Here is a 26,214-nt window from a genome sequence, read left to right as displayed (position 1 = left end):
TTATTTATGGACACCTCACAGTATCCACCTTATCAAGTACGCATCCACCTAAGGAATTAATACTCTAATGCGATAACGGGCATACCCGATCTATCCTACTTGTGTTCAAATAGATAACTCAGAGACCATGTTCATTGACTATGACATACCCCCTCTCACCATCCGGGGCTCTCTTTGATGTGTTTCATCAATTACTCTTCTCTTCAATGTCTTTCAATTAAGTCAAATTATATCGTGTCATTGTATTTTTGTCAATAGAATCATCTAAAAAGCGTTTACATTTCATCAAAAGGAATATAAATGATTAAATTAACTTAATATGATATGATAATAATATATATAAAATAGTGAGAATCGTTTTTTTATGCTAATATGATATAAGATTATATATTAATTCGGAGTGAGAAGAAATGACTAATAAACAAAAATATGACTTTTTAATAGTGGGTTCAGGTCTTTTTGGAGCTGTTTTCGCCCATGAAGCATCTAAACAAGGATATACGTGTAAAGTTATTGAAAAGCGGGATCATCTTGCAGGAAATATTTATACAAAATCTATCGATGGAATCAATATTCATCAATACGGACCACATATATTTCATACTAATGACGAGAAAATTTGGAAATATGTTACTGATAAAGTTTCAATGCACCCATTCATCAATCAACCATTGGCTCGTTATCAGGATCAAATATACTCTCTACCATTCTCGATGAGAACCTTCTATGAACTCTTTAATACTAAAACCCCTGAGGAAGCTAAAAAGAAGATTGAAGAGGAAACCATGCCTTACATAAAAGAAAAGTATTTGAATCTTGAAGAAAAAGCTTTATCATTAGTAGGTAAAACAATTTATGAGCGTTTGATTAAAGGCTATACAGAGAAACAATGGGGACGTAAAGCGACTGAACTACCAACTAAAATTATAGAACGATTACCGTTAAGATTTACTTATAACTCAAATTATTTTAATGATTTGTACCAAGGAATTCCTGTGAATGGGTACACAGAATTAATAGAAAAATTACTTGAAAACATTGAAGTGTCATTAAATATAGATTTCCTTGATGAGAAAGACAAGTATGAAAAAATGGCTAAGAACATTATCTATACAGGTAAAATAGATGACTATTTTAATCAAAAGTTTGGAGCATTAGATTATCGCAGTTTACGCTTTGAGACTGAATGGCTAGATACAGATAATTTTCAAGGGAATGCTGTTGTAAACTATACGGAAAAAGAAGTGCCTTTCACTAGAATTGTGGAACATAAGTTTTTTGGTGAAGATCATTCTCAACCTAAAACGGTAATTACGAAAGAATATCCATTAGATTATCAGAGTGGGATGGAAGCCTATTATCCTATAAATGATGACAATAACAATAAGATTTATAACAAATATAAGGATTTAGCGAACAGAGAAAATAATGTATTTTTTGGTGGCCGCTTAGGTCTTTACAAATATTTTGATATGGATGATACAATCATTGAGGCTTTAAAATTAGCTGATCGTTTGTTAAGTAAAGAAGTGATAATATGAAAATAAATATCGCAGTTGTTGAAGACAATCATGAGAGCCAAATCAAAATTAAAGAATTTATTAGAAAATATGATAATGAAAGTGATGATACCTTTATCATCTCAGTTTTTTCTGATGGGGATGAAATAGTAGATCAATATGAAGCTGAATTCGATATCATCTTAATGGACATAGAAATGAAAAGGATGAATGGTATGACAGCTGCAGAAAAAATCAGAGAAATTGATCCATCTGTAGTTCTTATATTTATAACAAACATGACAAAATTCGCCGTGAAAGGTTATGCTGTAAATGCACTAAGTTATTTGCTTAAACCAGTTGAGTATTTTGCTTTTAGGCGAGAGATTGAAAAGTCTGTTCAACAAATAAAATCGCGCAAGGAATATTATCTTGTTTTGCCGACTATTGAAGGTATCGCCAAAGTTTCCGCCTCAAATATAGGGTATATGGAGAGTATAAAACATCAGGTCATCATCCACACAATAGATGAGAAAGAGTATGTTTTAAATACAACACTTAAGGAAATGCAAACCAAACTGAAAGAGTATAATTATTATCGTATAAATAGTTGTTATATCGTTAATCTTGATAAGGTTGATGGAGTTAAAAAGGATTATGCACAAGTTATGGGTAATGAGTTGAAAATTAGTAGGCCACGTAAAAAAGGATTTAAAACAGCCTTGACTAAGTACTTAGGAGGACAATTATAGTGGATGATATATTTATTAACATACCTAGAACATATACTGCTTTTGCTGAATGGCTGTTTTGTATATTGTTTATACTTCATACGCAAAAGAACTATAAAGGGACATTGTTATACACATTACTTGTCTTTTTTCTAGGAATTTTCATCGGTTATCAATTATTGGCTGGAGAGTTACCAATAATCCTATGGATTCCAGGTATGGTTGGTGCTGTAATTCTCATGTTTACCTTTATTTATTCAGTGACTAAAACAACGGTTAAAACAGCAATATATTTTACCGTATTTGCTTTCATTTTAGCGGAGTTTACAGCATCATTAGAATGGCAAATATATTATTTTTTCTTGGTAAATTATGATCTAATTTCAGTTTTCTTTGAATATATTGTGTTAATTATTGTTTACGGTATAGTATTTAGTGTGATGTATTTGCTTGAAAAACGGTACAAAATGAAAAGTTCAATATATGATTTAAGAAACAATGAGTTGATAACTATAATTATTATTGGTACCTTAGCATTTGCAATAGGAAACCTTAATTTTATTGATGTTAATACGCCATTTACTGGTAGGTTTCCATTAGAAGTATTTTACATTAGATCGCTTGTATTATTCTCTGGTGTCATAATGCTATATACACAAAGAGAACATCGGCTTGCTACACATTCACGTTTAGAACTAGCAGCAGTAGAATCTGTTTTAGAGAAGCAATATGAGCAGTATAAGATTAACCAAGAACTCAATGAAATGATTAATCGACGATATCATGATTTCAAACATCAGATTAATCTTATTAGAAATGAGCATGACGAAGATAAAAAGAATGAATATCTAAACTCATTAGAAAATGATATAAAAGGATATGAGCTACAGTTTAATACAGGAAATGATGTGTTAGACACTGTTCTTGCTTCTAAGTCACAAGTAATATTGAAAAACAAGATCAATTTCACCTGTGTCGCAGAAGGAGAATCTCTGAGTTTTCTTCCGGTAATGGATCTAGTATCGTTATTCGGTAACGCATTAGATAACGCTATTGAAAGTGTTGCACAAATTAGTGAAGAAGAAAAACGTGTTATTAAACTAACAATTATTACTAAAAACCAGTTTGTTATAACAAAACTAGAGAATTATTATGAAACGCCAATCATAAAGGGAAATAACGCTTTTCTTACAACTAAGAAAGACAAGAAACGTCATGGATATGGTTTGAAAAGCATTAAGGCTTTGGTTGAAAAACACAGTGGAGAGTTATCCATTGATACAACGAATAATTGGTTTAAATTAGTCATCATGTTCCCCGTAAATCAACAAATTATCAAAGAAAAATGACAAATTGTGCAGAAATCATGCACAATTTTTTTTGTGTGCTATAATACATTTGCATTAAAAAACGTTTACATTTTTGGAGTGTAGTAAATGAAAAAAAATAACGAGATCATAAAGGAAATGTCTTTAGAGGAAAAAGCATCAATGCTTTCTGGTAAGAATTTTTGGGAGTCTAGAGACATAGAAAAATATAATATTAAAAGTATGTTTTTGGCGGATGGACCACATGGTATAAGGAAACAAGTTGCATCGGCGGACCACTTAGGATTAAATCCAAGTCAAAAAGCTACTTGTTTTCCAACAGCGGCAACTTTGGCAAATAGTTTTGATACTAGGTTATTGAAACAAATCGGTGAAGCCTTAGGCAAAGAAGCAATTGATCAAAGAGTGAATATTCTATTAGGTCCAGGCACAAATATCAAGCGTAACCCTAAATGTGGACGTAATTTTGAATATTTTAGTGAAGATCCTTACCTTTCCGGTAAGTTGACTAGTTCAATGATTCAAGGGATACAATCTCAAGGGATATCAGCATGTATAAAACATTATGCTGCAAACAATCAAGAATACAGACGTATGGTTATAGATGCATTAATTGATGAACGAACGTTAAATGAAATTTATTTACCTGCATTTGAAATGGCCGTTAAGGAAGGCCATACAAAAACGTTAATGTCTGCATATAATAAAGTGAATAATCATTATGTTAATGAATCCCCTTACTTACTTAAAGATATTTTAAGAACAAAATGGAAATTTGATGGTGTCATAGTATCAGATTGGGGGGGTTCAAATAGTCGGATTGAAGGACTGAAAAATGGTAATGATTTGGAAATGCCATCAACACATTTTGAAACAAACCGTGAATTGGTTGAGGCAGTTAACACACAACTTATTGATGAAGAATTGTTAGATCAATCTATAGAAAGATTATTAAGGCTAAGCAAAGAAACAAATGATACACTCATAAACAATAGTGTCAACACTAATTATGATGATCACCATGAACTCGCAATTAAAGCTGCTGAAGCATCAATTGTGTTGTTAAAAAATGAAGATAACATTTTACCTTTAAAAGAGGGCAAAAGAGTTACAATTATAGGTGATTTCGCAGAAAGCCCACGCATTCAAGGAGCTGGATCATCAAAAGTAAACCCTTATAAAGTTGAACATACTTTGGATAATATCTCACACTATCCCTGCCATTTCATTGGGTTTGAAAAAGGATTTAAACGATTCAGTGATAAAAGTTCACGAAGATTAATTAAAAAGGCAAAGACACGCGCAAAAAATGCTGATGTTGTTTTATATTATATGGGACTGGATGAGAGTAAAGAAACTGAGGGTATTGATCGTTCAAATATACTTATCCGAAAGAACCAAATTGAATTACTTAAAGAGTTATCTGAAGTGAATCCTAATATTATCGTTATCTTATCAAGCGGTAGTGTTGTGGACCTTGAGTTAGAAAAATATACAAAAGGATTAATCCATGCTTATTTAGGTGGGCAAGGTTCAGCAAAGGCGGTACTGAATATAATTTTTGGCTATACAAATCCAAGTGGTAAATTAGCTGAGACATATCCTATTAATCTCGAAGAACTTGAGAAGGTTCAGGATTTTGGTAATCAAGATACCTATGTCTGTTATAAAGATAATATTTATGTTGGCTATCGTTTTTATGATCAAATTGGATTGCAAGTACGTTATCCTTTCGGATATGGTTTAAGTTATACGACTTTCAAATACAGTAACATAAATATTTCCGAGAAAAAAGTCAGCTTCACCATAACAAATACTGGTAACTATGATGGAGCAGAGGTTTCTCAACTGTATATTAGTAAAGAAGATTCAGCTCTACACAGAGAGAAACAAAGTCTCAAAGGATTTAAAAAAACATTTATAAAAAAAGGCGAAAACAAAAGGATAACCATCCCGTTTGATGACTATACTTTTCGAGTATATGACCAAAATAATCACCAATTTGTTATTGAAAATGGAGAATATAGGATTGTTATTAAATCCTCTTCACGAGATACACGCCTAAGTGGAAAGATTACTTTAGAAGGAACGCAATTAGAGTCTTATAACAATAGTTTAACCAATCTATATAAAGAGGGGAAGATTCATAAAATATCGAATCATAAATATCTTGAAATATACAATTTGCAATCTCCTGAAGAACACTCGCTAACTCCTTTAATAGTGAATGAACTGACAACTGTAAGCAAACTAAAACATGCAAAAGGGTTTAGTGGAAAAATATTTTATTTCAGTATTACATTTATGATTTGGTTCTTACGTAGAATTCATAAAGCCGAAAAAGCAAATACTTTAGTTATGGGTATCTATCACCAACCATTGAAATCTTTATCTCGTATGAGCGGTGGCATAATCTCCTGGTCTCAATTATCTGGATTAATTAAAATGTTCAATGGAAGTTTCATAAAGGGACTAGTACATTATATAAAAGCTGGAAAAGAAAAAAGATATCAAACAAAACGTGAGATTAAGCGAATTCAAGAGACAAAGAAATAATGGAGAGATAGATATGAGAAAACTGAATCATCAGCAGGGTGAAATTGTGATTAAACACAAGGAAACAGCTGATCAAAATAAAAAAAGAAATGAGAAACTTAAGGCTGCGAAGGAGCAGTACAAAAATAAAATTAAAGCAATATATAATAACGACATAGAAGATTTAAAACAATCATATGATGCTATTATAAAAGATTATTTGGATACCATTGAACGATTAAATAAATATCGTAAAATATCGCAAATAGAGAAGATTCAAACAGTGATAAATACAAAAGTCATTAAGACGAAACAATTTTTTATCATAAAATGGAAGACATTACAAAATAAACATCCGAATCTTGCTCAGTTTATAGCCTTTTTCACATTTAGTAATGGTGTCACACTACTACAGATGTTACTAATGCCACTGTTTAAGAGTTTGTTTGAACAAACAAATTTAGTCTATACCAACTTCCAAGTCGGTCAGATTGGACAAGAGTTATCTGGTGATCCTTATTTCATGTTCAACTATCCAGCGGGATTCATTTCCGAAGGTGGTGGAGGTGGACTTGCTTATTTCCTTTCAGTTCAGCTAACATTACTGATTGCCCAAGTAATTAATTTCTTTTTACAAAGAAATATAACCTTCAAGTCCAAGACCAGCATTTATAAAGCAGCAATGTGGTATTTTATTGCGTATGTTGCGATAACATTAATCGCGAGCGCTTCACTCGTGCTATACAAAGTGCCTATTTATACATTCTTTATTGAAACACTTGGCTTAGGTAATACGGGTGAATCATTAGCTGATGCAACAACGATGATTATCTATAGTGCCATATCATTTTGGGTGTTCTTTCCAATCTTTAAACTTATCTTTAAAAATCCTCAAGAAATGGAGGGAAAATAATGACAGAAAAACGTATCGCATTTCTTTTTGTTGAAGCAGGATATGGCCATATTATGCCTATGCAAGCAGCATTAGAAGCTATGCCAAATGACATTCAAGAACTTGATATTGAAGAGAGATACTTTTTTCATCAAACTGATGCACTAAAAAACGTAGAAAAATCTTTTATTCATGCTGTCAAGCAACACAATAAAATCAAAGGTGTAGGAACTTTGCAATATACATTGTTAAAATTCTTTCCACAAAAATTAGCGCTTGATTTTCTCTTTAAAAGAAAATATAAAAAGGCGTATAATGATGCAATCCAACAGTTAATTGATCTTGATGCAGATGTCATATTCCATAGTCATTTTTCAACTTTATATTATGCATGTGAGGCAAAAGCAAAAGGTCTAATTAAATCTAAAAATATTGTGTATGTACCAGATCCCATAGTTGGTTTGCAATGGGATAGACGAGCTGATTTATTTATCGTAAGTGATCCTTTAGAAAGTAAACTTCATAAAAGTTTACCGCTTAAAAAAATCCCCTTCTTATTACGTAAAGAGGTATATCAATACACCTTTAGTAAGGTAACTTATCGAGACAAATTAATGATTCCAAAGGACAAATTTACAATTACGTTGGTTGATGGGGCTTATGGTGCTGGCAAACTGAAAAAAACTATCTATGCTTTATTGGACAGTGACAAGCCAATGACAATTATCGCTGTTTGCGGGAAAAATAACACCTTATATGATGAACTTAATGATATTAAAACAAAAGATAATATAACCTTAAAAGTTTTTGGCTTCACAGATAAAATATTGCTTTTAAACGCAGCAAGTGATTTATTTATTGGTAAGGCAGGAGCGAGCACATTGCAGGAAGCAAAAGCATTGAATGTTCCAGCAATCATAAATTATTGTGCATCGCCTTTAGAACATTGGATAAAAGATTTACATGTAACAAATGGGAATGCTATTTACATTCCTTATGTATCATCAATAGTTACTGAAGTTGAATCATATATTGATGGTAATGAAAAGTATTTAGAAATGAAGAAACATTGTCACATGGGATCTAAAAATCCACATCAAGAATTAAAACAATTAATATTAACACATGAATGAATATTCAGCCAAACGGCTTAATATATAAAAAAAAGGAGAGTTAAAAATGAAAAAAGGTTTCAAAAGATTTTTAATGGCATTTGTAGTTTTAGGAGCTATCTTCACATTAGCAGCATGTGGTAATGAAGAAGCTGCTACTTTAGAGAGTAGTCACACTTACAGTGATACTGTTCCATTTGAGTATCAAGGAACAGTTTTAGGAGACACACACTCTGTTTACTTAGTTAATCTTTACAGTGATGGTACTTATAAAGTAGTTAATACATCAGTAAGTATTATTGGTGGTGCAAATGGAGGATCAACCGTATGGGAATACTATGGTACGTATGAAAAAGGTGAAGCTGTAGATGGATTCATTCCACTAACTTTAAATGATCCAACACGTGCTATTTATACATCATATTCGACCATGGGTGGATATGCATTTAATTATGATTCTGCAAATGTTGAAGATTTCTCTACAGTCGAACTTGGTGGAGGAATTATGGTTGAAACTGAAAAAGGATTCTTCTCATATGTTCCAACCAAAGATTTTGAAATTGTTACAAATGCATTAAATGAAGAAACATCACAATTAGCAATTAGTAGTGATGAGTAGTTTTTACGCAAAGGCAGCCTTGCTGCCTTTGCACTAAACTATTACTAGGAGGATTTTATGAATCAAAAAAATATTGTAAAAAGTGCAATTATTAAATACCTATTAGCAGTAATATTGATTGTTTTATTTGCGGCAATTACGATTGCCACTGGTATATACTCAACACTCATATCTAATGTACTAGATGCAAAAACGTATCGGATTGAGAATCGAGTTGAAGATATCTATGAAAGTGATTTCGATTCAATTGATGAATTGAATGCATATCAAGCTGAATTAGGACAAAAGATTGTTGAAGAAGGTGCAGTGTTATTGAGCAATGACGGTGCATTACCTTTAGTAGATAATATTACTCATATAAGTTTATTGGGCCAAAACTCTGTTGATCCAGTTTATGGTGGGCACGGTTCTGGGGCAGTAAACACATCTACTGCAACTACGTTAAAAGAATCATTTGAGGACGCTGGGTTTACCATTAACCAAGACTTATGGGATTTCTATGAAGAGGGGCCTGGCAGTGATTATCGAAAAGAAGTCACTTCAGTAACAGGGTCAGGCGAGTATGCAGTAAATGAAGTGCCACGCTCAGAATATACCGATAGTGTTATTAATAGTTTTGATAATTATAATGATGCTGCTATTATTTTTCTCGGTCGGTCTGGTGGAGAAAGCTCAGATTTACCTTTAGAACCAATGGATAATGGTTACCGTTACTTGGAGATTGATCAAAATGAAAGAGACATGATTGAACTAGCAGTTGAACATTTTGAAACGATTATATTGGTTGTAAACAGTAATAGTCCACTTGAATTAGGCATTTTAGAAGAGTATCCGATTAATGCCGCATTATGGATAGGTGGCTTAGGTCAAACAGGTGCTAAAGCTGTTGGTAGAATTTTAAATGGGGAAGTTAATCCATCCGGGCGTGTTGTAGATACTTTTGCCTATGATTCGGCATCCGCACCATCAGCAGTTAATTTTGGAGATTATACAATAAGTAATTCTTCAGTTGATAAAGGTGAAGATTATTTAGTCTATGCTGAAGGTATTTATATTGGATATAGATATTATGAAACCAGGTATGAAGATAAAGTCTTAAATCAAGGGAATGCTGGTAGTTATCAGTACGAAAATGAAGTGCAATTTCCTTTCGGATATGGCTTAAGTTATACTTCCTTTGAATGGAGTAATTATCAAGTCTCTGAAAATACAACCCACTTCACAGCCTCTATAACAGTCACAAATACTGGGGACGTTGCCGGGAAAGATGTTGTCCAACTGTATATGCAATCACCGTATACATCTTATGATCAACAAAATCAGATTGAAAAAGCATCGGTAGAGTTAGTTGGTTTTAGTAAAACGCAGTTGTTAGAGCCAAATGAATCTGAAACAATAGTTATTGAAATTGATAAAGAACACATGAAGAGTTATGATGCTTATAATGAAGAAACATATATTTTAGATGATGGGACATATTATTTCACTGCAGCAAAAGATGCTCATGGGGCAATTAATAATATTTTGTTAGCTAAAGATGATAGTCTTTCAAGTATTTTAGTTCCATCGCCTAGTAAAGAAGTTGCCGGTAATGAAACAATGGTATATCAATATGATGTAGAGTCGTTTGATCCAGGTATGTATGCTCATTCTATAGTTACAGAGATGCCTATTACGAACCAGTTTGATGACACCTCAATTCATTATTATGATGATAACTTTACATATTTATCTCGTTCAAACTGGGTTGATACATGGCCTGAACTATATGAAAATGGATCTTGGGAAGCATCTAGTGAGTTACTTGACGATTTAACCTTTTATCGTGGAGAAGAAGTCATCAATGATCCCAATGCAACTATGCCTCTCAATTCGACAATTAGTGAAGTCTATGGGGAATTACAACTTGCAGACTTAATTGATGCTGATTACAATGACCCCCGTTGGGAAGCCTTGATTGGACAATTAAGTTTATCAGATATGACGCGTATTGTTAGACTAGGAGGCTATGGTACTGTTAGTTCAAGTAAAATTGGCTTGCCGCCAACTGCTGCAAAAGATGGAACTGCTGGTTTCTCAGATACACTGATACCAGGTCGAAGAGGTATGGCTTATCCAACCCCACTGCAAATGGCTGCGACCTGGAATCAAGAACTACTTAATGAAATAGGAAGAATGATTGGTGAGGATAGTTTACAAATTGGAGTTACCGGCTGGTATGCACCAGGAATAAACATCCACCGTTCGCCATATAGTGGACGGAACTATGAGTACTATTCTGAAGATCCTTTCTTGTCAGGAATTATGGCAAGTCAAGTTATATCTGGCGCTAATGATAAAGGTGTGATGACATACATGAAACACTTTGCGTTGAATGATCAAGAAGTTAATCGCTTTGGTGGTGCCTACTTTGCTAATGAACAATCTATTAGAGAAATATTCTTAAAGGGATTTGAGATTGCTACTAAAGAAGGCGGTACACATGCTGTTATGGCTTCAATGAATCGTCTTGGTGCGAGATGGAGTGGGGCTCATAAGGGCTTGATGACCAATGTATTAAGAAACGAATGGGGATTTGAAGGACTTGTGATAACTGATCAAGCAAGTGTTCCAGCGATGTTGTATCAAGATATTATATCCGGATTAGATGCTGGTACTAACTTATGGTTGAATACGAACTCTACATTGTGGAAGATGTCAGACTACACTGATAATCCAACAGTCATGACAAATGTATTTAACTCAACCAAGAATATTGCTTATTCAGTTGCTCAAAGCAATGCTATGAATGGCTTATCTAGTGAATCTATAATTATCGAAATAATGCCATGGTGGCAAAAAACATTATACATACTCGATGGATTCGCTCTTATAGGAGCTTCTGTTATCATTGTTAAAACAACAATGAAACTAAAGAAACACAAACAACAAACACAATAATTTTTTTCAACCTCTTATTTATGATAATCATAGACAGAAAAGACCTTAGACGAAAAAAGTCAAAGGTCTTTTCTTATTAACTATGTATATAAAAGAGTTTTGTAAAGTGTGCAAACCGATGCAAGGATTATCAATATTATTGCTAATGCTAATGACGTATTTCACTAATCAAAGATATGATTGTATCGACGATTTGTTTAATTGTCAACTCAGTGGTATCAATCCTTTTGACATCCATCTTATCATAGTTAGCGTTGATAGCTGGTAAGTCATTTAAGATAGAAAGATCTCGATCATCTTTGATTAAACGTGAATGGTAGATAGCTTTATTTGCTGTTAGTAAAATAAAGGTATTATCCGTCTTATGAAACCATTCATTAACAAGGTTAAATAATGGTTCATGGGGAATTACCCATGTAAAGATCATATGCGATAAATTTGGGTTATCGACAAATGTTTGATAGAGATGTTTGATATTGGATTCAACCATTTGTTTATTATTGTCATCGACGATAAATGGATGAATTCGCCATAAATCATCCGCATCAATATATTGTGACGCGTTAATACGTTGATAAAGGACCTTAGCGACAGACGTTTTACCGATGCCTGGTGGCCCCATAATAATGGTTGCTTTTTTATGTGTTTTTGTCATTGTGTTCACCTATTTAACTATTTTTTGTATGTGGTTGGAACCAGAGATCTGAATACTTAACGAGTAAGAAGATAAACGTGCCAATGATAAATATCGCTGTGAATAGAAGTCCTAGGGGTTCATCTATAATGTAAAAAATACCAAGCGCAAAGTTTGCGCTCGCATGAAAGTATAGCGCTGCGGAGATCCTGTAATGTGTTTTAATATATAATAAGGTAATAATAAACGTTAAAATAACGGTGTTAATTGTATACAAGTAAAACGGAATGCCTTGTTGGGCGCTACCTTCAATAAAGAATGCCGGAATATGCCAACAAGTCCAAATGAGCCCAAGGATTATACTAGAAACAAAAGGGTTGTGTTTTATTAATAGTTCTTTTAATGCATAACCGCGCCATCCAATTTCTTCACCTAAAGGGCCTCCTAAAAAGAGAATAAATAGATAGACAATGGGGATCATGTGTGGGGTTTTAAACCATTCTAATGTATAGTCTACCTTAAATAGATAGCGCGAAATAATATAACTTAATCCAAGAATAAGTGGCATTAAACAAATCGCAAGCAATTTCCACTTAAGATCGCCTTTTAAAATAAAGGTTTCTTTAAGTATATTTAAGAACTTTCTCTCATCAAATTTAATTAAAAAGATAACGCCAATTATACTAGGCCCAAATGTTCCGATTATACCGAAGAGATTCCCAGGTATCGGACTTTGAATGATGGCTTTTGAGTCAAGTAACGATATGCCCCAAAAGAACCAAGTAAATACATACGTAAATAAGAAAAATAAAACCAATCGTTTTGTCTTTGTCATCATATCCTCCTTAATCAATTAAAACATGCCAAAATCTTTTATCCATATATATGCCGGCATCTCAGTTGGATTATGGAAACCCAATCGTTTAGCGAGTTGATGGGAAGATGCTTTAGCTTTCCACGCACTCCATGACGGGGTGAGATTATGCCTTAATAAATAATGCATTAATGTTAGACAGGACTCGTAAGCCATCTCTTGACGTCTATAAATATCATCAGTAAAGACATCTAGTTCAACATACCCATTTCCCATCAAGAACCCTTTGCAATAACTCACTGTTTTTCCATTTTTTACTACTTTTGCGATAGGAAACTTTTTGGTTGATCCGTGTTCTGTTATGTAATCCAGTATGATCTTGTGTTTAAAGTGATGTCTATTTAACAGGTGTAAAAACTGTTCTTTATTGAGTTGATATTCAATCCGTGTATCAATTACGCCATTAATCTTTTTAAATAATGATGTTAAAAATGATTGCCACTTTTTATTATCTTCAAAAAAAATAAGTTCAGAGACATTTTGCGTATGGATATATGATGATAAGTGTTGTTTAAATACAGTAGAATCTTTTGGTGGTATCCCACAAACAAAGTGAAAATCAACAGATGTAAAAAGAATCTGATACGTTTCTATATCTATAAGTTGGTGGGGATACATGTTATTTAGGTGTGATGCTATAATTGCCTTACTATGTGTATAGTCCTTAAAATGATGCATAGCTTTACCGTCCTTTAGTCATTGATAACTGACTCTATTTTATCAAAGAAGCAGCCAATCATAAAGGCTTATCTATAAAAAGGTTGGTTTATTAAAAGTCACAATCTATAAGCCTTGTTTTTACTACATTGGATAAATGATACATTAACTTGGTTTGCTAAAATGGTTGTTCTTCCCATATAAAAATACCTCTAAAATCACATCTATAAATATATACTCATAATCCGTTTGATTATTTGCTTATTTATCGTGTTTACTATAGAGGTATTATTTTACTGTTAAAAAACGACCTGTCGTTATTGTTTAGTACCTAAATATGTTGCTCTAAGCTATTCTGACTTATTTGCTTTTTCATAATACAGTTCTTTATCTTTTTTAGTGAAAAAGATATCTGTTAATAAGGAACTAATAATAAAGACAATTAACATTGTAATATTAATAATTGCAGGCAAATAATATCCAATAGCTGTAATCTGGAAGAAGATGATTGGAAGTTTTAAACTACTCCAAACCATTAAAAAGAAGATGACATTGGAATATTTAGCGCCTTTTTTAAGCATTAAATGCGCTATAGGAAACGCAACGAGGGTGGGTCCGGCGCTAAATGCTCCTAAGAAGAACGCTAAAACCATTCCTTTGGCTTTAGATTCTTCACCCATATGTTCTATAATCGTTTCTCTTGGTACCCAGACATCAAAGAGTCCAATAATAATAAAAATGGGTGGAATAATAAGTAACATTGTTGTAATTTGAAAAACCGTATTTTCTAATGCCGTGTAGGTTAGTCTGATATCAATAATACTAAGAATGATTAATAATACAATCCCTAGTGTTAAAAATTTATTTTGCTTCAATAGTTTTACCATGACTGCATCACCAAGACCACGAGTACGACGACAATCGCACCTATAAAACTAATCACATTTCTGTAAATAGCCGCTTTCTTATTAAAATACTTTGATTCCATTGCATAATAGACAATTCCTACACTCATTAACGTCACTAAAAAGCCAGCAATTTGTGGTAAGGCTGCGCCTTGCTCAATGAGTTCTGCCCCTAATGGGTAGGCTACAAAGGGACTCATAAAGGTAATACTCCCTAACGTAAGGCCAATCACGTAACCTAAGAAGCCACTTTCTTCACCAAGCACACGTGTAATAAAGACTGGTGTAATGACTGTTAGAATAATTCCAATCAATAAAAAAAGTGGTAATAAGACAGGTAAGATCTTCATAAACTTTTTATACCCTTTTTTAATAGCTAACGCTGTTTTCTGTTTATCTTTTATAAATGATATAACGAGTAAAATAATTGCTATACCATAAATAATGATCGTTTCTATGCTCATCGTATCAACTCCAAAATCTAGTATACGTAAGTTATCTTAATTAAGCAAGTAAAAAGTTTGTATAAGAAGTATTTTTATCAAAGCAGGTCACATTTGGGCTTTTCATATGTGATTTAATAGGATATACTTAGATTAATAAGAAAATAGATTAAAATATTTATTTTGCGTTATTGGATAGTATAGATTAGCATCTAATCTGCTTGCTATTATAAAGTGGAAGAGTTTTTCCTTATGTCTTTAGGAATAGGCTAGGGATCCCTTTTAATTTAAAAAAACAACCCCCAACATTCAAAAAAAATAAAGTCGACGATAGCAGGTTGTTTAAGCATATATACTTAATCACCATCATGTGTGAATCTTTCTGGGTGACTGCAGTACTATATATAAAAACGGATAAAACACAAGATGCGCATTCAAGAGATTGATCGGATTGATTTATTGTCATAAACCAAATATGGTTAAAGGACTCTATGTCACATCATAGAGTCAAAGAGACCAGCCTTAAAGCATGATTTCTCAATTTGTATCCCTAACCCAAAATGGACAACGAATGACACTTAATGAGATTTAGGCGAGATGGTCTAAATGACATGGATAGTGCTGAATCTCAAAAACCATAGAAGTTTTATAGCTTGGACATTGCTTGAGTGTTAAAGATGACGATACCTTTTAGAATATTGAAGATTATGAAAATGTTGTTTTAGATAATTTGTTAGATTATGAGTTATGAATAAATGAATGGGATGAATAGTATAATAAAACCATTTAGTGAAAAGTTTAATATGATATAATATGTGTAAGATGATAATGGAGTGATCATATGAAAGTTGCATTAGAACGATTGGAACAACATGGTATTTTTTATGTTGGCACAAAGTCACAAATTAGTTATATCCACTGTAATCCATATCTTTTAATTGAAGATGACCAAGCGGTGTTATTTGAGCCTGGTTCTGTATTGGATTTTGAGGAAGTTAAAAAGAATGTCGAACACTATATCTCTTTGGATAAGATTACGTATATTGTGATAAGTCATCCTGATCCCGACCTAGCCAGTTCATTGCCACTCTTTGAAAAAGCAGGACTACATGCCAAAGTAGTGTGTGATTGGCGAACCTACAATATACTTAAATATTATGGAATTACATCACCGATATACTCATTGCAGCAACACAACAAGCAATTACGTCTTAACACGGGTCGCGTTCTTGAATTCATTCGTGCCCCATTCACCCATTATTCTGGTAACTTTTTGACATATGATACCCAATCAAAATCACTCTTTTCTGGTGATTTATTTGGTGGTTATAGTAAGGGATGGGAACTGTTCGCAGGAGAAGATTATAACGAAGCAATGGCGACTTATCATGAGAATTATATGCCTAGTAGTGATTTTATTCGTCCGATCATGAAAAAACTACTAAAAATGGATATTTTATATATATTACCTCAACATGGGTCGATTTTACGTGATGAACAAGTACGAAAATCCATTGTATTTTTATATAAACTCAATTTTTATAACAACTCATATCAAGTAGTGAATGTTAAAAACAACCGCAGAGAATATAATTTTCATTCGTTTTTAAATCAAATGTTGTTACGACTTAATAACCTGTACTCAATCGATGAAATCTTAGAGGTGTTTGACAATACAACTATTGAGATCGATCCCGAAACGTTATCTGTTATATCACAACACGAGAACAAATATCGATTATGGAACCACTTTTTTGAACAGATTTATCTTAAAAAAGGGCATGAGTGGTTGGCAATATTGGAATCGGTTGTAAAGAAAATTGTGCGGCTATACAATGTTAAGCCCCCTAAAATTTATCAAGCACAAGCAGTAGATTCATCGATGAAATTATCACAGCTAGAAGCAGAAAAAGAAGAGATGCTTAAGAAAATTGATGCTATTTCAGAAAACAAGGGACAAGGGGATCAAGATGATTTACGTTGTCAGATTACGAATCTCCGATTAACTGATGCTTTTAAAGAACTTGTTCGCGAAGATTTACAATCCGATGAAGTGATCAATGATATCAATGGAGTCATTTACATCTCCATAGATAATATGGATGAAATCAACGCTGAACATACGATTCGGATTGGTGATGAAACGATACGAATTGCAAGTGTTAAAATTAAGGATATTACGAACACAGAAACATTGGTTTTCAAACACTTTGGTGCAGGATTTTTTATCTATTTACCAAAATCGGATATTTCCACTATTTATTCGAAAGCATTAGAACTGCGTAATGAGCTTGGTGAATCAGATTCTTTTATAGAACAAATATCAGTATCTATTAGTATCGTTCGCTTATCTGAACTTGTATCCATAGACATTGATGATCAGGTTAATGAACTGTTTACAAAGTTAGAAACCAGAATGATTGAATCACAACGATATGGTGGAGGTCATATAGTGGACCATCAAAATGAAAGTGAGCTTTTTGATGGCAAGATTCTTCTTATCGATGAGGATGATATTTATCAAAATATCTTAATGCGAGTCTTTCAATTACATAACTATGATGTGGTGATTGCTCAAGATGTTTATGAAGCGATGACCATTATTGAGAAACAACGTATTGATGTGATAATTTCAGAAATTAACCTGTCCAAATTAGATGGGTTTGCTTTAAAAAAACAATTGAATGAAACGACAAAGTATGCAAATATTCCATTTATTTTAGTATCCCACAATAAAAATCATAACTCGATCATTAAAGCCAATCATTTAGATATTGATTTTATTGTACAAAAACCATTTTATCACGAAGAAATCGTTGGTCTAGTTCAACGTTTACAACGAAGGGAGATTAAAAATGGATGACCTTGTATATTTAATTATTGGTTCAATTTTAGGATTCTTTTCTGTTGCTATCATCTTTCTTGTGATCCTCATCTTACTGCAGCGACGACGAACTGAATTACATAATAAACTGATATATCGTACTCGAGATTATATCAATAATCGATACTTTAAGGGTGATACTACAGTTGAACCCCCTACCAATAAACGTTTTATGTTACAAGAGTTTTATCGTATGGAAGATCAAATTCATTTCCCACCACGCTTACGCAAACATATTTTAAACGACCTAAAAGACACTAAACTATATGCATACTATCGGAAAAATCTTAATTCATATTCGCGCACAAAGCGTATATTATCTGCTTATTATTTGGGTCTTTTTCGTTATAATGATGTCTACGATATACTCGTCCAACGATTGCAAAAAGAAAAAGATGAATCAGTACAATTTTATATTGTGTATTCACTCATAAAATACACACATAAAGATGCTTTTTTACATGTCGTAGAGAGCTTAGTGGGTAGTTCTATGGACTATCAGAAAAAAATTACAGCATTAATCATCAATCGGTTCAACTTAAACAATACGTATCTATTCAACCTAGAACATCGAGAAGAGAATGAAATTATTCTATTGCTATTATCAATTGCGGAGCATCACAATAACGCGTTTTTACAACAATATGTGCAAACATATTTTGAAACACATCGTGATCGTATCATGGGTGATTGGGCAAAAGATGATATCGAAACGTTATTGAATAAAGCCAGTATGAAAGCTATTTTTAATATTGACCGATCATATTTGAATTTATCCGAATTAGCACTTTGTAAAAAAGAATGGGTCCGTTTATATGCTTTAAAGTTATACCGTGATGAACACTCGTTTGATGCCATTTTAGAGTTATTAAGCTTGGCTGATTCGGCTATTGGTAAAGAGCAAATTGCAGATACTATTTTAGTTATTATTAAACGCGATAAATCTTATATAAATAAGTTGCTAAATGAATTTGAAAAACAAATCTCTGATAATCAAAAAGATATCATTGTATTAGCTTTATCAAGTGTCACGGACTATATCCTTTACAAGATTCACGATGAGGAAAAAATCATTCGTAAGATAACAAGTAGAATGATCCGTCTTCAAAAGTCAGCAGCTATCATTGATTTTTTAAATGAGAATAAGGATGACTCCATTAGACAAAAACTGTTACCGGTACTTAAATCTGAAATGGATAGAGATTCTGAATTTGAACATGAAGTGAGAATGTATTTAGATAAATCTTTGTTAGAACAACTTGGCACCTCTCGTGCAGAACCAATCCAAAATGAACGACAAGTTAATCCGATTGATATTAACAAAATAGTTTGGATGCTTGTAATTCTTGTTATTACATTACTGATTTATCCTATATTTTATCTTATTAATTCATATGATATAATTCTAACCTTAAAGGGAATGTCTTTGATTTATGATTTAATCATTAACATTAATTACAACTTAGCAATATATTTTATAATTCTTAACACTATTTATATCACATTTGTCATTGTGTCATTTTTCTCCACAAAAAAACAAATTGCACTGTGGAATATTAAATCTAACACGATGTTATTTGAGAATCGCTTGTTACCAGGAATCTCAGTGATTGCCCCCGCATACAATGAAGAAATATCTATTATTGAAAGTGTTAAATCATTGTTGAATTTAAAATATCCAGATTATGAGGTAATTGTGGTAAATGATGGTTCAAGTGACAAGACACTACAAACACTCATTGAGTATTTTGAGTTAGAGCGAAAAAACCCTGTTAATATACAAAAATTACAAACAAAATTTGTTCGTGGTATTTACACTAACACGTTTATTCCGAAACTTAAGGTAATCGACAAGATCAATGGGGGAAAAGCGGATGCATTAAATGTAGGAATTAACTATAGCTCTAAACAATATATTTGTGGGATTGATGCGGACAGTTTACTTGAAAGTGACTCACTGCTTAGAGCGATATCGATCACCTTAGATTATCCAAAACCCCATATTGCTATAGGTGGTCAAATTGCACCAGTAAATGGGTGTACGATTGATCATGGGAAAGTTGAAACTTTCAACCTTGGGAAGAATCCCATTGTCAAGATGCAAACACTCGAATACATGCGTGCGTTTAATAGTGGTCGTTTAGGGTGGTCGGAAATTAATAGCCTATTGCTTATATCGGGAGCATTTGGTATTTTTGACAAGATCAAAATCATTGAAGTCGGTGGGTATCTCTCAAGCAGTGGTGTTTACAAAAAGGATTCTGTAGGAGAAGACATGGAACTAGTTGTACGCTTGACAAACAATGCGCTACAGAACAAAGAACAGTATCGTGTTTCTTATGTATATCATGCGATGTGTTTTACTGAATTACCAAGTTCTTTTAAAATCCTTTTCCGTCAACGAAATCGATGGCATCGCGGGCTTATTGATATTTTACACTTTCATCGTAAAATGATCTTTGATTACAAATATAAAATCCCTGGGATGGTCGGGATGCCATACTTTTTCTTCTTTGAGATGGTTGGTCCTTTCTTAGAAACAATTGGATATGCCATGCTTTTAACTGGGCTTGCACTTGGTGTATTATCACCATATATTGTACTGGGAATTTTCCTGATCACAATCTTTTATGGCATTGTGTTATCTTTATCAGCTCTTTATGTGAATGAATCTAAAAACCGATATACCAATCGAAAAGTAACCTTATGGTTAATTGCATACGCTTTTTTGGAAAACTTAGGATACCGTCAAATGGTTAGTATTCATCGTGTCAAAAGTTTTTTCTCTGCTTTAAAAAATAGTGGCAAGTGGGGCGCTATGAAACGTACAGGATTTAAAAAATAGATACATTTGAGCGTCGTATCTAAAAAATAATCACAACTAATGATTTTTAGATTTAACAAAGTTACTTTAATCATGTTGATGTGTGAGACGTTATCCACAATTTCATCGGGGTCGTACTAGTGTTAAATAATAGTAGAAAATAAAGGATACATTAATAGTCTTTAGAAAAGTGGTGGAACCTCTATGGTGGTTTTGCCATTTTTTAAGTGAAAGTGTATTTTGTGTGATTCTTTTGCATCACGTGTATTTTTTGAGTCATTTTCATCCAATAAAATCTTAAATGATTTTGAGATGACCACCGGAATGGCTACTTTTTTGTATATGTAGTTAAGTTTCAAATTTATTAAAGTATGTTATAATAATTAAGAGGAGTGATACGATGGATAATTTTAAGTTTTATAGTCCAACAGAATTTATTTTTGGACAAGATGTAGAAAAAGATATTGGCAAACGGTTAAAAAAAGAAGGGGTAAACAAAGTATTCTTTCATTATGGTGGGGGAAGTATTAAGAAAACGGGATTATATGATACTGTCGTTAATGCGTTGAATGAAGAAAAGATTGAGTTTGTTGAATTAGGTGGGGTAAAACCGAATCCTGTTGATTCTTTAGTGTATGAAGGCATCGAGTTATGTCAAAAAGAGAACGTTGATTTTGTCTTAGCTGTTGGTGGCGGGAGTGTAATTGATTCTGCGAAAGCGATTGCCGCAGGCGTAAAATATGATGGCGACTTCTGGGACTTTTATGATAGAAAGGCGGTTGTAGAAGAAGCATTACCTGTAGGGGTTATTCTTACTATTCCGGCTGCTGGATCTGAAGGATCAAGCGCAACCGTTATTACCAAAGAAAGTGAAGGATTAAAACGGGGTATGGGATCTGACTTGTTACGTCCTGTCTTTAGTTTTATTAATCCAGAATTAACCTACACATTACCGATGTGGCATACAGCCGCAGGGATTTCAGATATGATGGCCCATATCTTTGAACGCTATATTTCAAACTCTAAAGATGTTGTCTTAACCGATCGTTTAATGGAGAGTACATTAATCTCAATTATGGAAGCCGCTCGTGTGATTGTCACAGATCCAAATAATTATGAAGCCCGCGCAACGATTTGTTGGGCAGGGACAATTGCGCATAATGGTATACTTGGTGTTGGTCGTGAAGAAGAGTGGACAACCCATGGTCTTGAACATGAATTAAGTGCCTTATATGATATGACGCACGGGGCAGGTCTTGCGGTAATATTCCCAGCATATATGCGGTATACACTAAATCAAGATGTCGATCGGTATTACCGTTTAGCCACTGAAGTGTTTGGCGTACCGCATAATTACGATCATAAAAAAGACGTTGCTGAAGAAGGGATTTTAAGATTGGTTGGGTTCTTCAAAGAAATTGGTATGCCAACGACCTTAGAAGAAGCCGATGCAAAAAAAGAAGATATCCCTAAACTGATTGAAAAACTCAAAATTAATCGTGGGGAATCATTTGGTAATTTTATGACACTAACCTTGGATGACGCCAGAAAAATTTATGAACTAGCTAGTGAAAAACAAGTATATACAACAAGATAGTTAGATATTAATGATTTAAGAAAACACAAATAAAAGCAATATTGTATTATGACAAAAAGCATGATTCAAGTTGATAGGCTTGAAATAGCGTTTTATATAATTAATAAAAAATTGACCATAATAATTATAAGTATATTATTTATCTCGATATAAATAAAAAAATACTGACTTATAATATTAAAAACTCAGAAAGTCTATCAAAAAGACCAAATATTATTAGAATAGAATTACAAATAATTTCTTAATTAAAACAATTTATAAACAATTCGAAAATCACAAGAAATATCGGTAAAACTTGCCAATAAACCCTATATAATATGTTTGAAAGTAACTAACCACGTTTACATATAAGCCTTAGTTAAAACAAAATATCGTTGACCATCAAAAAAGAGTGCTTTTGAAGCACTCTTTTTTAATTAAATGGCACCTGTTAGTACAACGCTGATTATAAGCGAAAGGATATTTGCGAGTAAAACATAGATGATTGACAGCCATTTTGGTTTCTCTTTAAATGTCATAAGATAAATAATTGCTTCGGCAGAAATTACAATAAATTCTCCGAAGAGAAGTGCAAACAAGAACACAAGACTACCACCATAAATGTATGCATTCACCGTGAATATGGATAGTACCAACTGAGTAATGATATTTGTGATTGTGACAATTTTAAAGGTGTGCTTTTTACGATACATAAATAAGAATAAAAGCCCTAACTCAACAATAAGTGTACCAATAATACGATAGATAACTTGTGTGGTCAATGTCCAAAATTGATTGTCTTGATCATCAATATTCCCCGATAATATTCCCACATCATTTTGGGATGTGGTTAAATCAACCCCACTAAGATCCCAGGTAATATCTGAGTCAAAAGTTGATTTTGTGATAAATTCAGAAGTAATGATATTTCCAGTCTCTGTGACAATGACAATTTTAAAACTAGATGGGGCTATATAACTCATATTAAAGGTGTGCTCATCAACTTGATCAATATTACTCGGAATCCCATAATACAAGAAATAAGAAGCAAATCCATCTTCATGATAGGTGATTAGTTCTTCAGGAAAGGTTTCTTTATAATATCGATCAAATTGATAATCATCGACTTCAAATAAATCATCGTTCCCATATTCTATTAATAAATCAAATGAATAAGCAACATCAACACCAACAATAGTTACTGTAACGCTAGTTTTAGGTCCGAAATCAGCTTGCGTAGTCTCTGTAGATATTGAAAATATACTAAACAAAAGAATTGATAACGCAATTATCTTCTTCATTTTTCCTCCTTTTATTGCCCTTTATTACTTATATTTTACTAGAACCGTTGATTGAAAACAACTACAAATAAGCATTATAACAGTCACAGCAAAATATCAAAATTACAAACTTCAATATTGACAACAGTAAAACTACTTGATAATATATTAATATGGAAAGGTTTTCACTAAATTAATGAAAAGAGGATAACTATGACAGAAATAGGTAAGCATTTATATACATCCAATCAGTGGCAAATCATCAAAAAAGAATTTATTAAAAGAGAAGCGATCACGGATGGTAGTAATTTTATGATTGGAAATGGTTATCTTGGATATAGAGGAACGTTTTCCGAAGATACCAAAGATAATTTTGTTGGCTGTATTCTAAGTGATACTTGGGATAATGCAGATGGAAAATGGGAAGAACTATGTACTGTTCCTAATGCCTTATATACCGCAGTTTATCATAATGATTCTCCTATCACAGTTGACACAAACTTAATTGATTTTAACCGAGAGCTTGATATCAAACACGGAATTACTAAACGCGAAACCCAGCATATGATTGAAAAAGCGGTACTCTCTATTAAAGAAGAGAAGTTTGCCAGTATGATTCATAAATCTGCTATATATATGAAGTATACATTGAAATCAGATACTGATCTCAAAGTAACAATTAAAACAGGATTGGATACCAATATTTGGAGTATTAATGGACATCACTTTAAACATGAAAAACTAAAATCACTGGATAATGCGTTATTTATTGGGACAACGAATACATATGAAGATGAGGTATATGTCTATGAAAAACTTATCTCCAGTATTGATTTTAAACCCGATACAAAAACAGTCAAAAAGGCAACAATTCACTTAAAAGAAAATACCCCTGTTACTTTGTATAAAATAATGATGACCTTATCATCAAATGACTATGAGCAACCGCTAAAAGAAATAAAAGACCTCTACCAGTCTCTCCCATCTTACCAAGAAGAATTAACCCAACACAAATTACAATGGGAAGCGTTATGGGAACACTATGACATCCAAATATCTGGTGATATCTTTACACAAGTCGCCTATCGTTTTAATACGTACCATGCGATTATTGCTACACCAACGCACAAATCACTGCCCATTGGCGCAAGAGGGCTTTCTTGTCAAGCGTATCAAGGCGCAGCTTTTTGGGATCAAGAAATCTATAATTTACCGATGTATCTGCACACAAATCCAGATATCGCAAAACAAATATTAATCTATCGCCACAACACATTAAGTGGGGCAAAAAACAAAGCACAAAAACATGGATATGAAGGTGCTTTTTACGCATGGATAAGTGGCAAAACTGGTAAAGAACTTTGCCCAGATTTCTTTTTTAAAGATGTTATCACTGGGCGTAAAATCCGTAACCATTTTAATTTGTGGCAAATACACATATCCCCAGATATTGCTTATACAGTGAATAAATACTATACTGTCACGCATGATGATGAGTTTATGAACAACTATGGTATTGAACTTGTATTTGAAATTGCACGATTTATTGCTTCACGTGTGGTCTTTATGCCAAGACGCAATCGTTATGAAATTCACCAGGTTCAAGGCCCAGATGAATACCACGAGAATATTGATAATAATGCCTTCACAAACTACCAGGCATTATTCACCTTAAAAACTGCCTTAACATATCTTAATGACTTTAATCAAAACACCATTGATGCCATAAAAGAATCAATATCCCTAACACAAAAGGAAATAGCGTTATGGGAGGACATTCACGATAAACTTTATATCCCAAAACCTAATCATCATCACGTTATTGAACAGTTTGATGGGTACTTTGATTTAGAGACAATCATTCCCGCAACAGACGTCAAACAGCGTCTAATAAATGATGAAGAATATTATGGATGGCCAAATGGCATTACCGTATTTACACAATGTATTAAACAGCCCGATGTCTTACAACTATTCCATTTATATCCTAACCTTTTTGATACGAAAACCCTGAAAGCAAACTATGAGTTCTATGAACCTAGAACACTCCATTTTTCTTCATTAAGTCCTTCAATACACGCAATATTAGCAGCCAGACTAAATAAAACAAACGACTTAAAAAAATACATGAAAAAGTCCTTATCAATTGACATAATGAACACCAATGAAGCCGTTAGTGGTGGGACATTTATCGGTGGTATGCACACCGCAGCCAACGCAGCCGCTTGGCAAATCTTTGTCTATGGTATTGCTGGATTCAGTCAAAATGAAGATACTATTATATTTAATCCACATCTTCCATCAAACGTTACAGAATTATCATTTAAACTGGTCGTATTTAATCATCCTGCAACCATAAAAATAACACAAGCAACACTTACCATTGAATTTGATCATACACTACCAGATGATATCCATTTAACCGTAAACAATCAAACTGTAAAACTAACCACGAACCTAACACTAAATTTATAGGAGTGA

Annotated in this window: 18 protein-coding genes and 1 other annotated feature (1 of these 19 cut by a window edge); of the genes, 12 read left to right on the top strand and 6 right to left on the bottom strand. The window is 33.1% G+C overall.

Annotated elements, in window-relative coordinates:
- Positions 1 to 216, bottom strand: a binding site (T-box leader); it reaches 35 nt to the left of the window's first position.
- Positions 217 to 410: 194 nt separating this feature from the next.
- From glf to UMR38_03115, 8 genes are all read left to right on the top strand, one after another.
- Positions 411 to 1,541, top strand: coding sequence for a UDP-galactopyranose mutase (glf, locus tag UMR38_03150; protein ID MEC9484858.1), 1,131 nt, complete (start codon positions 411 to 413; stop codon positions 1,539 to 1,541).
- Positions 1,538 to 2,251: a LytTR family DNA-binding domain-containing protein gene (locus UMR38_03145; protein ID MEC9484857.1), complete on the top strand. Its 714-nt coding sequence runs from the start codon at positions 1,538 to 1,540 to the stop codon at positions 2,249 to 2,251. The genes glf and UMR38_03145 overlap by 4 nt, the downstream gene beginning before the upstream one ends.
- The gene (locus UMR38_03140) at positions 2,251 to 3,579 is read left to right on the top strand and encodes a GHKL domain-containing protein (GenBank protein ID MEC9484856.1); all 1,329 of its coding nucleotides are present in this window, start codon (positions 2,251 to 2,253) and stop codon (positions 3,577 to 3,579) included. The genes UMR38_03145 and UMR38_03140 overlap by 1 nt, the downstream gene beginning before the upstream one ends.
- Before the next feature lie 87 nt (positions 3,580 to 3,666).
- On the top strand, positions 3,667 to 6,114 hold the full coding sequence (locus UMR38_03135) for a glycoside hydrolase family 3 C-terminal domain-containing protein (GenBank protein ID MEC9484855.1): 2,448 nt from the start codon (positions 3,667 to 3,669) through the stop codon (positions 6,112 to 6,114).
- A gap of 13 nt (positions 6,115 to 6,127) precedes the next feature.
- Positions 6,128 to 7,006: a hypothetical protein gene (locus tag UMR38_03130; GenBank protein ID MEC9484854.1), complete on the top strand. Its 879-nt coding sequence runs from the start codon at positions 6,128 to 6,130 to the stop codon at positions 7,004 to 7,006.
- Positions 7,006 to 8,118 carry a glycosyltransferase gene (locus tag UMR38_03125; protein ID MEC9484853.1) on the top strand — a complete coding sequence of 371 codons (1,113 nt, stop codon included), beginning with the start codon at positions 7,006 to 7,008 and terminating at the stop codon, positions 8,116 to 8,118. Before UMR38_03130 ends, UMR38_03125 begins: the two co-directional genes overlap by 1 nt.
- 46 nt (positions 8,119 to 8,164) lie before the next feature.
- Positions 8,165 to 8,716, top strand: coding sequence for a hypothetical protein (locus UMR38_03120; protein MEC9484852.1), 552 nt, complete (start codon positions 8,165 to 8,167; stop codon positions 8,714 to 8,716).
- Positions 8,717 to 8,773: 57 nt separating this feature from the next.
- On the top strand, positions 8,774 to 11,656 hold the full coding sequence (locus UMR38_03115; protein ID MEC9484851.1) for a glycoside hydrolase family 3 N-terminal domain-containing protein: 2,883 nt from the start codon (positions 8,774 to 8,776) through the stop codon (positions 11,654 to 11,656).
- 148 nt (positions 11,657 to 11,804) lie between these two features.
- On the opposite strand, the gene UMR38_03110 is transcribed toward UMR38_03115, so the two are convergent.
- From UMR38_03110 to UMR38_03090, 5 genes are all read right to left on the bottom strand, one after another.
- Positions 11,805 to 12,311 carry a hypothetical protein gene (locus tag UMR38_03110; GenBank protein ID MEC9484850.1) on the bottom strand — a complete coding sequence of 169 codons (507 nt, stop codon included), beginning with the start codon at positions 12,309 to 12,311 and terminating at the stop codon, positions 11,805 to 11,807.
- A gap of 13 nt (positions 12,312 to 12,324) precedes the next feature.
- Positions 12,325 to 13,125, bottom strand: a complete 801-nt coding sequence (locus UMR38_03105; protein ID MEC9484849.1) for a type II CAAX endopeptidase family protein — start codon at positions 13,123 to 13,125, stop codon at positions 12,325 to 12,327.
- A gap of 18 nt (positions 13,126 to 13,143) precedes the next feature.
- The gene (locus UMR38_03100) at positions 13,144 to 13,842 is read right to left on the bottom strand and encodes a GNAT family N-acetyltransferase (protein ID MEC9484848.1); all 699 of its coding nucleotides are present in this window, start codon (positions 13,840 to 13,842) and stop codon (positions 13,144 to 13,146) included.
- A gap of 329 nt (positions 13,843 to 14,171) precedes the next feature.
- Positions 14,172 to 14,708: a permease gene (locus tag UMR38_03095; protein ID MEC9484847.1), complete on the bottom strand. Its 537-nt coding sequence runs from the start codon at positions 14,706 to 14,708 to the stop codon at positions 14,172 to 14,174.
- The gene (locus UMR38_03090) at positions 14,702 to 15,190 is read right to left on the bottom strand and encodes a permease (protein MEC9484846.1); all 489 of its coding nucleotides are present in this window, start codon (positions 15,188 to 15,190) and stop codon (positions 14,702 to 14,704) included. Before UMR38_03090 ends, UMR38_03095 begins: the two co-directional genes overlap by 7 nt.
- 820 nt (positions 15,191 to 16,010) lie before the next feature.
- Here UMR38_03090 and UMR38_03085 point away from each other — a divergent pair.
- The 3 genes from UMR38_03085 to UMR38_03075 all read left to right on the top strand — a co-directional run bounded on the left by UMR38_03085 (position 16,011) and on the right by UMR38_03075 (position 22,474).
- On the top strand, positions 16,011 to 18,032 hold the full coding sequence (locus UMR38_03085) for a response regulator (protein ID MEC9484845.1): 2,022 nt from the start codon (positions 16,011 to 16,013) through the stop codon (positions 18,030 to 18,032).
- Complete coding sequence (locus tag UMR38_03080) at positions 18,025 to 20,898, top strand: glycosyltransferase (protein ID MEC9484844.1); 2,874 nt, start codon at positions 18,025 to 18,027, stop codon at positions 20,896 to 20,898. Before UMR38_03085 ends, UMR38_03080 begins: the two co-directional genes overlap by 8 nt.
- A 379-nt stretch (positions 20,899 to 21,277) precedes the next feature.
- Positions 21,278 to 22,474: an iron-containing alcohol dehydrogenase gene (locus UMR38_03075; protein ID MEC9484843.1), complete on the top strand. Its 1,197-nt coding sequence runs from the start codon at positions 21,278 to 21,280 to the stop codon at positions 22,472 to 22,474.
- A gap of 416 nt (positions 22,475 to 22,890) precedes the next feature.
- Here the strand turns inward: UMR38_03075 and UMR38_03070 are convergent, their stop codons facing one another.
- Complete coding sequence (locus tag UMR38_03070; GenBank protein MEC9484842.1) at positions 22,891 to 23,754, bottom strand: hypothetical protein; 864 nt, start codon at positions 23,752 to 23,754, stop codon at positions 22,891 to 22,893.
- 192 nt (positions 23,755 to 23,946) lie between these two features.
- Between UMR38_03070 and UMR38_03065 the strand changes: the two genes are divergently transcribed.
- Entirely contained in the window at positions 23,947 to 26,208 is a 2,262-nt protein-coding gene (locus tag UMR38_03065) for a glycosyl hydrolase family 65 protein (GenBank protein ID MEC9484841.1), read from the top strand.
- Positions 26,209 to 26,214 lie beyond the last annotated feature (6 nt).

Source organism: Candidatus Izemoplasma sp. (assembly GCA_036172455.1).
Classification (GTDB): domain Bacteria; phylum Bacillota_I; class Bacilli_A; order Izemoplasmatales; family Izemoplasmataceae; genus JAIPGF01.
Note: the sequence above shows the minus strand (reverse complement) of the source record. Positions and strands in the feature narration are given on the sequence as shown.